This window comes from Bradyrhizobium sp. Ses1 (assembly GCF_059512365.1).
Genome location: NZ_JCAMOQ010000003.1, coordinates 256008 through 268699, shown reverse-complemented (window position 1 = coordinate 268699; position 12692 = coordinate 256008). Strand labels below are relative to the sequence as shown.

Annotated in this window: 11 protein-coding genes; 3 read left to right on the top strand and 8 right to left on the bottom strand. The window is 64.0% G+C overall.

All coding sequences use genetic code 11. The features are described from left to right. Nucleotides 1-180: 180 nt before the first annotated feature. The 5 genes from ntrX to dusB form a co-directional block, all read right to left on the bottom strand. The gene (gene ntrX / locus AC5ZG5_RS06540) at nucleotides 181-1551 is read right to left on the bottom strand and encodes a nitrogen assimilation response regulator NtrX (protein ID WP_130223414.1); all 1371 of its coding nucleotides are present in this window, start codon (nucleotides 1549-1551) and stop codon (nucleotides 181-183) included. A 16-nt stretch (nucleotides 1552-1567) separates the two neighbouring features. Beyond that, a complete protein-coding gene (locus AC5ZG5_RS06535) occupies nucleotides 1568-3946 on the bottom strand; it encodes a sensor histidine kinase (RefSeq protein ID WP_456641638.1) in 2379 nt (792 codons plus the stop codon). A 191-nt stretch (nucleotides 3947-4137) separates the two neighbouring features. After that, the gene (gene ntrC / locus AC5ZG5_RS06530) at nucleotides 4138-5580 is read right to left on the bottom strand and encodes a nitrogen regulation protein NR(I) (RefSeq protein WP_456641637.1); all 1443 of its coding nucleotides are present in this window, start codon (nucleotides 5578-5580) and stop codon (nucleotides 4138-4140) included. Between the two features lie 9 nt (nucleotides 5581-5589). Beyond that, a complete protein-coding gene (locus tag AC5ZG5_RS06525) occupies nucleotides 5590-6765 on the bottom strand; it encodes a two-component system sensor histidine kinase NtrB (RefSeq protein WP_130223420.1) in 1176 nt (391 codons plus the stop codon). Then, nucleotides 6762-7763 (bottom strand): tRNA dihydrouridine synthase DusB, encoded by a 1002-nt coding sequence (dusB, locus tag AC5ZG5_RS06520; protein ID WP_456641636.1) that lies wholly within the window; start codon nucleotides 7761-7763, stop codon nucleotides 6762-6764. The genes AC5ZG5_RS06525 and dusB overlap by 4 nt, the downstream gene beginning before the upstream one ends. A 288-nt stretch (nucleotides 7764-8051) precedes the next feature. On the opposite strand from dusB, the gene AC5ZG5_RS06515 reads away from it, so the two are divergent. Next, nucleotides 8052-9248, top strand: coding sequence for a bifunctional 2-C-methyl-D-erythritol 4-phosphate cytidylyltransferase/2-C-methyl-D-erythritol 2,4-cyclodiphosphate synthase (locus AC5ZG5_RS06515; protein WP_456641635.1), 1197 nt, complete (start codon nucleotides 8052-8054; stop codon nucleotides 9246-9248). Nucleotides 9249-9250: 2 nt separating this feature from the next. Next, nucleotides 9251-9853, top strand: coding sequence for a CinA family protein (locus AC5ZG5_RS06510; protein ID WP_130223424.1), 603 nt, complete (start codon nucleotides 9251-9253; stop codon nucleotides 9851-9853). Between the two features lie 106 nt (nucleotides 9854-9959). Here the strand turns inward: AC5ZG5_RS06510 and AC5ZG5_RS06505 are convergent, their stop codons facing one another. The 3 genes from AC5ZG5_RS06505 to lipA are packed head-to-tail and all read right to left on the bottom strand — an operon-like array spanning nucleotide 9960 to nucleotide 11941. Then, nucleotides 9960-10427 (bottom strand): type II toxin-antitoxin system RatA family toxin, encoded by a 468-nt coding sequence (locus tag AC5ZG5_RS06505; RefSeq protein WP_208826384.1) that lies wholly within the window; start codon nucleotides 10425-10427, stop codon nucleotides 9960-9962. Then, entirely contained in the window at nucleotides 10427-10966 is a 540-nt protein-coding gene (locus tag AC5ZG5_RS06500) for a P-loop NTPase family protein (RefSeq protein ID WP_130223428.1), read from the bottom strand. The genes AC5ZG5_RS06505 and AC5ZG5_RS06500 overlap by 1 nt, the downstream gene beginning before the upstream one ends. A 15-nt stretch (nucleotides 10967-10981) precedes the next feature. After that, nucleotides 10982-11941, bottom strand: a complete 960-nt coding sequence (gene lipA / locus AC5ZG5_RS06495) for a lipoyl synthase (RefSeq protein ID WP_130223430.1) — start codon at nucleotides 11939-11941, stop codon at nucleotides 10982-10984. Nucleotides 11942-12073: 132 nt separating this feature from the next. Here lipA and AC5ZG5_RS06490 point away from each other — a divergent pair, with 132 nt between their 5' ends. Next, a complete protein-coding gene (locus AC5ZG5_RS06490) occupies nucleotides 12074-12685 on the top strand; it encodes a DNA-3-methyladenine glycosylase (protein WP_456641634.1) in 612 nt (203 codons plus the stop codon). Nucleotides 12686-12692 lie beyond the last annotated feature (7 nt).

Below are 12692 nucleotides of genomic sequence, written 5' to 3'. Positions count from 1 at the left end.
TTGCCGGCCTATCCTGAGTTCCCCCTCTGACAGGCTCGGCGGTAGGATTAGAGGGCAGGCCCGCCCATTAGGCAAGCCGGTTGACGCGCCACCCATGAACAAGAATCGGCAATTGCCGCAAAAGCATGGGGAAAAAAGCGATCATTCCCAGTCAATTGCATGGATCTGCGACCGGTTGGCTCAGCCGACCCCCAAGGCCTTGAGCTTGCGATGGAGCGCGGAGCGTTCCATCCCGACGAACTCCGCCGTGCGCGAGATATTGCCGGAAAACCGGCTGATCTGGGCGATCAGATAGTCGCGCTCGAATACCTCTCGCGCCTCGCGCAGGGGTAATCCCATGATGTGCTCGCCATTGCTGCTGGTCGGCATCGCCGGCACCATCGAGCCGACGTCCTGCGGCAGCATGTCCGCGGTGATGATCGCCTCCGGGCCGCCGCCGGCCAGAATCATCACCCGCTCGACATTGTTGCGGAGCTGGCGGACGTTGCCGGGCCAGACATGGGACTGCAGCACCGCCATCGCGTCCTGGCCGATCTGCCGCTTCGGCAGGCCGGTCGCCGCCGAGATCTGGTCCATGAAATAGTCGATCAGTTCGGGAATATCCTCGCGACGCTCCGACAGCGGCGGCACCCGGATCGGCACCACCGACAGGCGATGGTAGAGATCCTCGCGGAAGTGGCCGGCCGCGATCTCCTCCTCCAGGTTGCGCGCCGTGGAGGAGATGATCCGGACGTCGACATGGACCTTTGCGGTGCCGCCGGAGCGTTGAAACGTCTGGTCGACCAGCACGCGCAAGATCTTGTTCTGGGTTTCGCGCGGCATATCAGCGATCTCGTCGATGAACAGCGTGCCGCCATGCGCCTCTTCCAGAGCGCCCGGCTTGCGGGGCTGCTCACCATTGGAAGCCTCGACGCCGAACAGCTCGACCTCCATTCGCTCGGGCGTGATCGCGGCCGCGTTGATGACGACGAACGGGCCGTCGGCGCGGCTCGATGCCTGGTGCAGCGTACGCGCCACCAGCTCCTTGCCGGAGCCTGCCGGCCCCACGATCAGGATGCGGCTGTTGGCCTTGGCGGCGCGCTCGATGGTCTGGCGTAACTGGTTCATGCAGGCGGAGCGGCCGGTCAAAACGCTTGCAGTTGGAGCCTGTTGCTTGAGTTCTTTCACTTCGCGCTTGAGACGCGAATTCTCCAGCGCCCGGTTGGCGACCAGGATCAGCCGGTCCGACTTGAACGGCTTTTCGATGAAGTCATAGGCGCCGCGCTTGATCGCAGCGACCGCGGTCTCGATGTTGCCGTGGCCGGAGATCATCACCACCGGCAGGTCGGCATTGTCCTTCTTGATCTGCTCCAGGAGCTGCAGCCCGTCGAGCTTGGAGCCCTGCAGCCAGATGTCGAGGAAGACCAGATGCGGGCGACGGTTGGCGATCTCCGCCAGCGCCGAATCGCTGTCGCGCGCGGTGCGCGAGGAAAAGCCTTCGTCTTCGAGGATGCCGGCAACGAGGTCGCGAATGTCTGCTTCATCGTCGACAATCAGAATGTCACTTGCCATGGGTTACACCTGCCTGTCAGTCGCCTGTCGCTGCTTGGATTTTCGCTTGGATATTGGTCGTGGATGCCGGGTCGCTGGTCGCGGACGCCGGCGGATTTTTTTCTTCGTCAGGCGCGCTTGACTGCTGCGACTCGGGGCCGGCCGCCGGAGGCGGCTCCTTGGTCCCCGCGTTCGGCGGCTGACCGGAGACGGCGAATCGAAGCCGCATCCAGGCACCGCGCTGCCCGGGACGGAAGTCGGAAGCATCCTTGAGCTCGATGCGGCCACCATGGTCTTCGAGCACGCGGCCGACGATCGCAAGCCCGAGCCCGGTGCCCTTCTGGCGCGTCGTGACATAGGGCTCGAGCAGACGCGCGCGCGCGACCTTCGGCAGACCGATGCCGTTGTCGATCACGTCGATGATGATCTCCTCGCCCTCGCCCTCGCGCTGCGCGATGACGTCAATCCGCCCCTTGCCCAGCTCTTCCGGCGGCACCTGCTCGATCGCTTCGGTCGCGTTCTTGATGATGTTGGTCAGCGCCTGCGAGATCAGCCGGCGATCGAACTGCGCCCGCATCGGGTCCTGCTTGATGTCGGCCTCGATATCGAGCTCGGGGTGCGCGACCTTCATCAGGAACACCGCCTGCCGCACGGTGTCGGCGACATCCTCGCCTTCCATCACCGGCTTCGGCATGCGGGCGAAGCGCGAGAATTCGTCGACCATGCGCCTGATGTCGTCGACCTGGCGCACGATGGTGTCGGTGCATTGTTCGAAGATGGACTTGTCCTTCTCCTCGGTGATGGTCTTGCCGAATTTGCGGCGGATGCGTTCGGCCGAAAGCTGGATCGGGGTCAGCGGATTTTTGATCTCATGCGCGATACGGCGGGCGACATCGCCCCAGGCCGAGGTGCGCTGGGCCGAGACCAGTTCGGTGATGTCGTCGAGCGTGATGATGTAATTGTCCCAGGAGTGGCTGGTCTTCTCGGCGGAGATGCGAACCGACAAATTGCGCTCGTGGCCGTCGCGCGTGATGGTGATCTGGCCCTGGACCAGCCGCTGGGTGCCCTCCCGTGCCGTCTTCATCATCTCGTCAAGCTCGGGAAGCACGTCCGAGAGCGGATGACCCAAGGTCTCCGATTCGGCGTGGCCGATCAGCTTCTCCGCCGAGCGATTGAGGGTGCCGACGCTGCCGGACGGATCGACGCCGATGATGCCGGCGCTGGCCGATGACAGCACGGCCTCGATGAAGCGCCGGCGGCTGTCGATCAGTTCGCTGGCATTGACGAGTTCATCGCGCTGGGTCCGCAACTCCTGCGTCATCTTGTTGAAGGTTTGCCCGAGCTGGGCGAGATCGCCTTCCGATCTATGGACCGGAACCTGGATGTTGAGGTCGCCGGTCGACACCTGATTGGCGGCGCTCATCAGACTGCGGATTGGCGACACGAGCCAGTTGGCGAAATTGAGCCCGATCAGCACCGACGCGACCAGAATGGTCAGCGCAATCACCGCAAAGACCAGCGCGAAGGTCACCTGGATGCCGAGCCTCTGCGCTTCGATCGCGGCATATTCGGCAGCGCTGGCCTGGGTCTGCTTGAGCTGGGCAACGATGGTCGGATCAAGCAGACGCGCCACGTACAGGAACGTGTCGTCATAAGCCCGCAGCCGGACCACGGACGCGACATAGCTTTCGGGGAAAACCGAGATTTCCGGCTCGGTCTCGTTGATGTTCTTGAGAATTTCGAGCGGTGGTAGTGCGTAGTTCAGACGACTACCGGTATCCGCGCTGTCGAGGACGTTGCCGTCCTTGTCCAATAGCAGCGCAACCGGCAGATTACGCGCCGCCGCGCCCGCCGTCAGGAGCTGCATGAACGTCATGCGATCCTGGTCATACAGCGGCCTTGCATGAGCGAGGTCGTTTGCCATCCCCAGGACGTCGCCGCGAATGAGCTGCGCATGCTCCTGCATGTAGGCGCCGGCGATCGTCACCGAATTCTGGATCGCTACCCGCGTCGGTCCCGAAAACAGCCGGTCGAGGCCGCGATCGAGCATGACATTGGCGACGATCGCGACCACCACCGCAGGCAACACCGCAATGATGGAAAACAGGCTGACGATCTGGACGTGAAGCCTCGCCGCCGCACGGCCGCGGCGCCGGGCCTGAATTACCTGCCAGATTTCGCGGATGATGATCCCGAGGAGCAGCAGGATCGTGCCTGCGTTGATCAGCAGGAATGAATAGACGACGTGCTTGGTCGGCTCGATCGGAGTCAGCCCCGTCAGCACCACGAAGGTCAGGAACGCCGACAAAAGCGCAACCGCGATGGCAAAGAGCGCCAGCCACTTCGCAAGCGGCAGTGCCCTTTTCTCGGTACGCGATGGATCGAACGGCTGGGCCGTGGTCTCTGGGCTGGTCATTCCGGCAAGGATGAACTGAAGGCCTCAACGTCCGCTGATCGAGCGGACTGATGCAATCATATCACAATGTTGCCGAATTGCGACATTTCCGCGGCGCGTGTTCAGGAATGAACAGGGTTCCACAGCCCTTGTCGGGAAGTTTCGTCATTCCGGGTTCGCGTCGCCGTGTCCCGGAATGACGGATCTCTGGGTTAGCCCCCGCTCCGGTAGACCTGAATATCGAGGTCCCTGATCTTCTTGCGCAGCGTGTTGCGATTGAGGCCAAGCAGGTCGGCGGCGCGGATCTGGTTGCCGCGGGTGGCCGCGAGCGCGGCCGTCAGCAGCGGCACCTCGATCTCCTTGAGGATGCGGTGGTAGAGCCCCGGGGGCGGCACGCCATTCGGGAAGCCGGAGAAGTGCGAGGACAAATAGGCCTCGACAGCGCCGCCGAGATTGTCCACCCCGTGCTGCGTGTTGCCGCCGGAGTTGACGGCCGGCGGGGCCAGTTCGCCATCGATGACGGACGCGGTGATCACATCCTGCGGATAAAGCGCCGCCAGCCGACGTGCGAGGTTTTCCAGCTCGCGGACGTTGCCGGGCCAGCGGTGCTGCTTCAGCCGCTCCAGCGCCTGGGTGTCGAGCTTCTTCGGCGGCAGACCGTCCTTCTCAGCGAGCGCAAAGAAGTGCCTGATCAGGTCGGGCAGATCCTCGATCCGCTCGCGCAGCGGCGGCAGCCGCAGCGGCACCACGTTCAGGCGGAAGAACAGGTCTTCGCGGAACAGGCCCTGCTGGATCAGGATCCGCAAATCCTTGTTGCTGGCGGCGACGATGCGCACGTCGGTCTTGATCGGGGTGCGTCCGCCGACGGTGGTGTATTCCCCCTGCTGCAGCACGCGCAGCAGTCGGGTCTGCGCCTCCATGGGCATGTCGCCGATCTCATCGAGGAACAGGGTGCCGCCTTCCGCCTGCTCGAACCGGCCCGAGGCGCGGGTATTGGCGCCGGTGAACGCGCCGCGCTCATGGCCGAACAATTCCGACTCGATCAGGTCGCGCGGGATCGCGGCCATGTTGACGGCGACGAAGGGGCCGTTCCGCCGCTTGCCGTAGTCGTGCAGCGCACGAGCGACCAGTTCCTTGCCGGTGCCGGACTCGCCCGAGATCATCACGGTGAGGTCGGTCTGCATCAGCCGCGCCAGCACACGGTAGATTTCCTGCATCGCCGGCGAGCGGCCGACCAACGGGATCGAGTCGAACTCGGAATCGTCGGCGGCGCTCGTCACCCTCTCCTTCGGCTCCGCGAGCGCCCGCCCGACGATGGTGATCAGCTCCTTCAGGTCGAACGGCTTCGGCAGATATTCGTAGGCGCCGCGTTCGGAAGCCCTGATCGCCGTCATGAAGGTGTTTTGCGCGCTCATGACGATGACGGGCAGGTTCGGCCGCATCTTCTTGATCCGCGGTAGCAGGTCGAACGCGTTCTCGTCCGGCATCACCACGTCGGTGATGACGAGATCGCCCTCGCCCTGGCTGACCCAGCGCCACAGCGTCGCCGCGTTGCCGGTCAACCGCACCTCATACCCGGCGCGTGACAGAGCCTGGTTGAGAACCGTGCGGATGGCGGTGTCGTCATCAGCAACGAGAATGCTACCTGCGGGCATTGTCTTTCCTCATCTTGCGTCCTGTGAGGCATGCGATGGCGTACCCGGAACGTCCTCGCGGCTGCTTTGGTCGATTTGTTTGGCGGGGTTGTACATCGGCATCAGCACGCGGAAGGTGGTCTTCCGCGGCTGGGATTCGCATTCGATGATGCCGCCGTGATCGCCGACGATTTTGGCGACGAGCGCAAGCCCGAGGCCACTGCCGGTCTGTTTTGTGGTGACGAAGGGATCGAACAGATTGGGCAACAGGTCTTCCGGCACGCCGGAGCCGTTGTCCTTGACGCAGAATTCCAGCGGTAGCGACACCCGCGATTTCTTGCCGGGCACCGAAAGCCGGACGCCTGGACGGAACGCGGTGGTGAGCTGAATTTCCGCATCGGTGCCGAGATCGGCCACCGCCTCGGCGGCGTTCTTCACCAGGTTGAGGAACACCTGGATGAGCTGATCCTGGTTGGCGAGAACCGGCGGCAGCGACGGGTCGTAGTCCTCGATGAAACGGACGTTGCGCGCGAAGCCGGACTGCGCCAGCCGTTTGACGTGGTCGAGCACCGAATGAATGTTGACCGGGCCGCGGGCGACCGGCCGATCGTCGCCGAACACTTCCATGCGGTCCACCAAGGTGACGATGCGGTCGGCCTCGTCGCAGATCAGCCGGGTCAGCATGCGATCATCGGAGGACGCCTGCTGCTCCAGGAGTTGCGCCGCGCCGCGGATGCCCGACAGCGGGTTCTTGATCTCATGCGCCAGCATCGCCGCCAGCGCGATCACGGAGCGCGCGGCGCTGCGATGGGTGAGCTGCCGGTCCATCTTGTCGGCGATGGTGCGCTCCTGCAGCATCACGACGATATGCCCCGGCCGTTCCGTGACCGGCGCCACATGCAAATCGACCTGGCGGTCGCCGCCGATTCGCGGCGTGCCGAGGTCGACCTTGTATTCGTTGACCGGCGAGCCGCTGGTGCGCACCTGGTCGATCAGCGCCAGCAGCGGGCTGCCGAACGGCACCAGTTCCTTCAGCGACTGCCGCTGCAGGAATTGCGTAGAGATTTCGAAAAACGATTCGGCGGCGATGTTGGCGTCGGCGATACGGCCATCCGGCGCCACCAGCAGCACCGGGTTCGGCAGCGCGTTGAGGATAGCCTCGCTGTCGGAGGGCATGCGCCGGCGAGTCTCTGCGGCTGATGTCATGCAGCAGCACTCCATGCAAAATCGTCATAAGCATCCTGAAGCGATTGATGCACACGCGAGGGCTCGTCCGAGGTCAGGATGCTTTGCCGCCAGCCCTTCAGCGTCGCGGCCGGAGCGCGGCTGCAGTGGGCGGCGATCTCCAGCGCCCAACCGAGATGTTTTCGCGCATGCTTGAGCCCGACACGGACCCCGTAATGGCTCAGGACAGCATCATAGAGCTCACGGATATGGCTGAGCTGCTCGGCGAGCGGCGGCGCCTGCTCGGCGATGCCAGTCTCGAGCCGGCGCGCGATCTGCCCGGGCAGCCAGGGCTGGCCCTGTGCGCCGCGTCCGATCATGACTGCGTCCGCGCCGGACTCATTGAGCGCGGTCACCACCCTCTCGAAGGAGGTGATGTCGCCATTGACGACGAGCGGGATCGAGACGGCGTCCCTGACTTCGCGCACAGCGGCCCAATCCGCCTCGCCCTTGTAGAACTGGCAGCGGGTGCGGCCGTGCACCGTCACCATCTGCACGCCGGCGGCCTGCGCGCGGCGCGCCAGTTCCGGAGCGTTGCGCGAGCGATCATCCCAGCCCAGCCGCATCTTCAGTGTCACCGGCACCTTGACCGCGGCGATCGTCGCCTCGATCAGGCTCGTCGCGTGATCGAGGTCGCGCATCAAAGCGGAGCCGGACTGGCCGCCGGTGACGTGGCGCGCCGGACAGCCCATATTGATATCGATGATGTCGGCGCCGGCGGCTTCCGCGATCCTCGCGCCCTCGGCCATCCAGCGGGTCTCGCACCCGGCGAGTTGGACCACATGCGGCCCGATCCCGGCCGCCTCGCAGCGCAAAAGCGAGATTGCTCTGCCCTGCGCAAGATCGTCGCTTGCGGTCATCTCCGACACGACAAGCCCCGCGCCGAGACTCGCTGCGAGACGCCGAAACGGGGCATCGGTCACGCCGGACATGGGGGCGAGAAGCACCGGGTTGGCGACAGTAATGTCACCTATTTTCAAAGAGTTACGACGCGTTCTTGCGAGGCCGGTCACAGGCTTCTCGTGTTACTGGCGGCAGCCTCATCGCGCCGCTGTCCTCTATTTTGAGCACAATTCTTGTGCAGTCAAGCATTATGCCTATGGTTTAGACATTTCTATCATTTGCGCAAGTGCACCGCAACAAGAACCGCTTTTCCCACAGGGTATGGGAATAGCTCTGTCATTGCGCATCCAGCGTGGTAAGGGCTGTGCGCTGGCGGAAAGCTTGGCGCCCCTCTCCTCAACCCATCTCGTATACAGTTTCGACCAATGCCCAGACCTGAGCGTACCGCCGCCATCCTTGTCGCAGCCGGCCGCGGGCTTCGCGCCGGCGCAGGCGGGCCGAAGCAGTACCGGGTGATCGGCGGCCAGACGGTGATCTTCCGGGCGATGGAGCCGTTCAGCCGCCATCCCGATGTTTTCGCCGTGCAGCCCGTCGTCAATCCCGATGATGCCGCCCTCTTCAACGAAGCGGTGGTCGGCCTTCGCCATCGGCCGCCGACAAACGGTGGCGCAACCAGGCAGGCGTCCGTGCGTGCGGGACTGGAGGCACTTGCAAGCGAGAAGCCGGACATCGTGCTGATCCACGACGCTGCACGGCCGTTCGCGACCGAGGCGCTGATCTCGCGCGCGATCGACGCGGCTGGCCGTACCGGTGCTGCCATTCCCGTGGTCCCGGTCACCGATACCATCAAGCTGACCGGTGCGAGCGGCGATGTCGAAGCGACGCCCGACCGTGCGCTGCTGCGAATCGCGCAGACGCCACAGGTCTTTCGTTTCGACGTGATCCTGGATGCGCATCGCCGCGCTGCGCGCGAGGGCAGAAGCGATTTCACCGACGATGCCGCGATTGCCGAATGGGCGGGATTGACGGTGGCGACCTTTGAGGGCGATCCTGCGAACATGAAACTCACCACACCTGAAGACTTCGTCCGCGAGGAAGCCCGCCTCGCCAGCCAGCTCGGCGACATCAGGACCGGCACCGGCTATGACGTGCATGCCTTCGGTGAAGGTGATCACGTGATGATCTGCGGCGTGCGCGTGCCGCACACCAAGGGGTTTCTCGCCCACTCCGACGGCGATGTCGGCCTGCATGCGCTGGTCGATGCCATCCTCGGCGCACTCGCGGACGGCGACATCGGCTCGCATTTTCCGCCTGTAGATCCGCAGTGGAAGGGCGCCTCTTCCGACCGGTTCCTGAAATATGCCGTTGATCGCGTCGCCGCGCGCGGCGGCCGCATCGCCAATCTCGAGGTGACGCTGATCTGCGAGCGGCCGAAGATCGGCCCCTTGCGCGACACCATGCGGGCGAAGATCGCTGAAATCTCGGGCGTGAACATCTCGCGCATCGCGGTGAAGGCGACCACCAGCGAGAGACTGGGCTTTACCGGCCGTGAGGAAGGCATCGCAGCTACCGCGAGCGCCACCATTCGCCTTCCTTGGAACGACAAAGGTTGGAGCGAGTAACCATGAGCGGCAGCGACGCGCGCGCCCTCTCCCGCTCGCTGCTCGATCTGTGCCGGATGCGGAAATTGACCATCGCGACGGCGGAGTCCTGCACCGGCGGGCTGGTCGCGGGCGCGCTCACCGATATCCCCGGCTCCTCCGACGTCATCGATCGCGGCTTCGTCACCTATTCCAACGAGGCCAAGCGTGCGATGCTCGGCGTCAACGCGCTGACGCTTTCGACTTTCGGCGCAGTGAGCAAGGAGACCGCAACCGCCATGGCGGTCGGTGCCCTGGAGCGCGCCGGCGTTGATCTTGCGGTCTCCATCACCGGCATCGCCGGCCCCGGCGGCGCCACCCCGGGCAAGCCGGTGGGCCTTGTGCATTTCGCGGTCGCCGCCCGCGATGGCCGGATCATGCATCGCGAGCACCGCTTCGGCGCGATCGGACGCAGCGCGGTGCGGCAACGCTCCGTGGTGGAAGCTCTGCGCATGCTGATGGAGCTGGCGCGCGGCCCCCAGGCCGCAACCAAGCCGCGCCGCGAAGCTGCCAGCCGCCTGCGTCCCCGCGTCGCGCGCTCCCCGCGCCGCAGCGCCGTCAAGCGCCGAAGACCGCCGCGGGCCTAACAGCTTTCTCTCCGTCATTGGGAGGAGCGAAGCGACGAAGCAATCCATGCCTCCGCAAAAGCGGTGCGATGGATTGCTTCGCTTCGCTCGCAACGACGGTGAGAGCTTACGATGCAGTAGCCGGCTTGCCGTAGATCACGTCGGCGCGCTTTTCGAATGCGCCGGCGAAGCGTTGGAACGCTGCGTCGAACATCGATCCCATCAGCATTCCCAGCATCCGGCTTTTGAACTCGTATGAGATGAAAAAGCCGACATCGCATTCGGTGTCTGATTTCGGTTCGAAGGTCCAGCGGTTCTCGAGATTGCTGAAGGGGCCGCGCAGATATTCAACCATGATCTTCAGGTTCGGCCGGTCCAGCGTGACGCGGCTGGTGAAGCTCTCGCGCACCAGCTTGAACGACACGGTCATATCGGCAACGAGGACCTCGGTGCCGTCCTCCTTCGGCGTGCGCTGCCGGATCTTCAGCGCATGGCACAGCGGCACGAATTCCGGATAGCGCTCGACATCGGCGACCAGATCAAACATCTGCGATGCGGAGTGACGGACCCGCCGCTTGCTGGAAAACCTCGGCATCAGTGGATACTCGCCGCGTGAGTCATCAGCGAGATCTCCTTCAAATACCGGCCCGCCTGTGTCCGATCCGTGAAACAGACAAGTGATTGGTCCGGTCGCATGCCCTCGAAATATCTGAGGAGCTTCGGCCGCTGTTTCTGCCGATACGTCCAGACGTATCGAAAGAATTCAAGATCGATTCGTTCCGGGCAACCCTCGGCCATTTCGGCGCGAACCTGGCCATAGCTTCGGGCTATCCGTCGCGCGAGGCCGAGCATGCAGGTCCGACGCGGAAGATCAAACCAGATGATGCTATCGCAGACCTGGCGGCGCAGCTCGCCGGCCCCATTTGAAATGTAGTTTCCATCCATAACCCATTGCGGCCGAAGCGCCACCTCAGTCACGCGTTCGTGGAACTTCGCGTTATCGGACGCGACCCAGCCTGGCTTCCAGTAGATCGCGTCGAGCGACACGAACGGAATGCCCGTAGTGGCTGAAAGCCGTTGAGCAAAAGTCGATTTGCCGGATCCCGAAGACCCCATCACAAGAATGCGTCGCATCGGTGCGATCCGGCGTTAGCGTGACCGCGCCACGCGCGCCGCTTGCAGTTTGGCGAAATCGTCGCCCGCGTGATGGGACGAGCGCGTCAGCGGGCTCGCCGATACCATCAGGAACCCCTTGGTATAGGCGACCTTCTCGTAGCCTGCGAACTCGTCCGGCGTGACGTAGCTCATCACAGCGTGATGCTTCCGCGTCGGCTGCAGATATTGCCCGATGGTGAGGAAATCGACATCCGCCGAGCGCAGGTCGTCCATCACCTGCAACACTTCGTGCCGCTGCTCGCCCAGACCCACCATGATGCCGGACTTGGTGAACATCGTCGGGTCGATCTCTTTCACCCGCTGCAGCAGGCGGATCGAGTGGAAATAGCGCGCGCCGGGCCGCACCGACAGATAGCGCGAGGGCACGGTTTCGAGATTGTGGTTGAAGACGTCGGGCTTCGCCGCCACGACGATTTCGAGCGCCCCCTCCTTGCGCAGGAAGTCTGGGGTAAGAAGTTCGATCGTGGTGTTCGGGCAGCGCGCGCGGATGGCGCGGACGGTCTGGGCAAAATGCTCGGCGCCGCCGTCGGCAAGATCGTCGCGGTCGACCGAGGTGATGACGACATGGGAGAGCCCAAGCTTGAAGGTCGCCTCCGCCACATGCTCCGGCTCGGCGGCGTCAAGCGCGCCGGGCATGCCGGTCTTGACGTTGCAGAACGCGCAGGCCCGGGTGCAGGTGTCCCCCATGATCATGAAGGTGGCGTGCTTCTTGTCCCAGCACTCGCCGATATTCGGGCAGCCGGCCTCCTCGCAGACCGTGACGAGGCCATTCTCCTTCACGATGTTGCGGGTATCGGCATAGCCGCGTGTATTCGGCGCGCGCACCCGTATCCAGTCCGGCTTCGGCGGCGACAGCGCGTCGGGCCGGTTCACCTTTTCGGGGTGGCGCGGGCGCAACGGATTGGCTGAGATGGTGTCGATCAGGGTGACCATGGGAAATCTACGGATCTTTGGAACTGTTAGCTAATCCGTATTGCCCGAACCCGCAACCCGGCTCGCGCATGCTAGCAGAACGTGCAACATATGGGCAGCAATCCCCCGCGTTTCCCTCTGATTCCCACCAAAATGGTTCAAAATCCCAGACTGCCGGGCGAAGCGCCGATCCGCCTCGGCAAGACGCTCAAACGCTCATTCTTTGGCCGCAGCGTGCATGAGGTCGCGCCCGACCTGATCGGTGCGACCCTGCTCTTCAATGGCGTCGGCGGCCTCATCGTGGAGGTGGAGGCCTATCACCACACCGATCCGGCGGCCCATTCCTATCGTGGGCCGACAGCGCGCAACCAGGTGATGTTCGGCCCGCCCGGATTTGCCTATGTCTATCGCTCTTACGGCATCCACTGGTGCGTGAACTTGGTCTGCGAAGAAGCAGGCTCGGCGAGCGCCGTGCTGATCCGCGCGCTGGAGCCCACGCATGGGATCGCGACGATGCGGCGGCGGCGCCATCTCAAGGAAGTGCACGCGCTATGTTCCGGTCCGGGAAAGCTGACCGAAGCACTCGGCATAACGCTTGAGCACAACGCCCTGCCGCTCGATCAGGCACCGTTCTCGCTGCACGCGCGCGTCGGCAGTGTCGAAGTTGTCGCAGGCGTGCGAATCGGAATCACCAAGGCAATCGATCTTCCTTGGCGTTACGGCATGAAGGGCTCGAAATTCCTGAGCAAGCGGTTTCCAGTTTAAGTTGAAC

Excerpts from the sequence above, each read along its gene's own strand:
- AC5ZG5_RS06525 (WP_130223420.1), bottom strand. The coding sequence starts at position 6,765 with ATGACATCAGCCGCAGAGACTCGCCGGCGCATGCCCTCCGACAGCGAG.
- ntrC (WP_456641637.1), bottom strand. The coding sequence starts at position 5,580 with ATGCCCGCAGGTAGCATTCTCGTTGCTGATGACGACACCGCCATCCGC.
- AC5ZG5_RS06505 (WP_208826384.1), bottom strand. The coding sequence starts at position 10,427 with ATGCCGAGGTTTTCCAGCAAGCGGCGGGTCCGTCACTCCGCATCGCAG.
- AC5ZG5_RS06500 (WP_130223428.1), bottom strand. The coding sequence starts at position 10,966 with ATGCGACGCATTCTTGTGATGGGGTCTTCGGGATCCGGCAAATCGACT.
- lipA (WP_130223430.1), bottom strand. The coding sequence starts at position 11,941 with ATGGTCACCCTGATCGACACCATCTCAGCCAATCCGTTGCGCCCGCGC.
- AC5ZG5_RS06490 (WP_456641634.1), top strand. The coding sequence starts at position 12,074 with ATGGTTCAAAATCCCAGACTGCCGGGCGAAGCGCCGATCCGCCTCGGC.
- AC5ZG5_RS06515 (WP_456641635.1), top strand. The coding sequence starts at position 8,052 with ATGCCCAGACCTGAGCGTACCGCCGCCATCCTTGTCGCAGCCGGCCGC.
- AC5ZG5_RS06510 (WP_130223424.1), top strand. The coding sequence starts at position 9,251 with ATGAGCGGCAGCGACGCGCGCGCCCTCTCCCGCTCGCTGCTCGATCTG.
- AC5ZG5_RS06535 (WP_456641638.1), bottom strand. The coding sequence starts at position 3,946 with ATGACCAGCCCAGAGACCACGGCCCAGCCGTTCGATCCATCGCGTACC.
- ntrX (WP_130223414.1), bottom strand. The coding sequence starts at position 1,551 with ATGGCAAGTGACATTCTGATTGTCGACGATGAAGCAGACATTCGCGAC.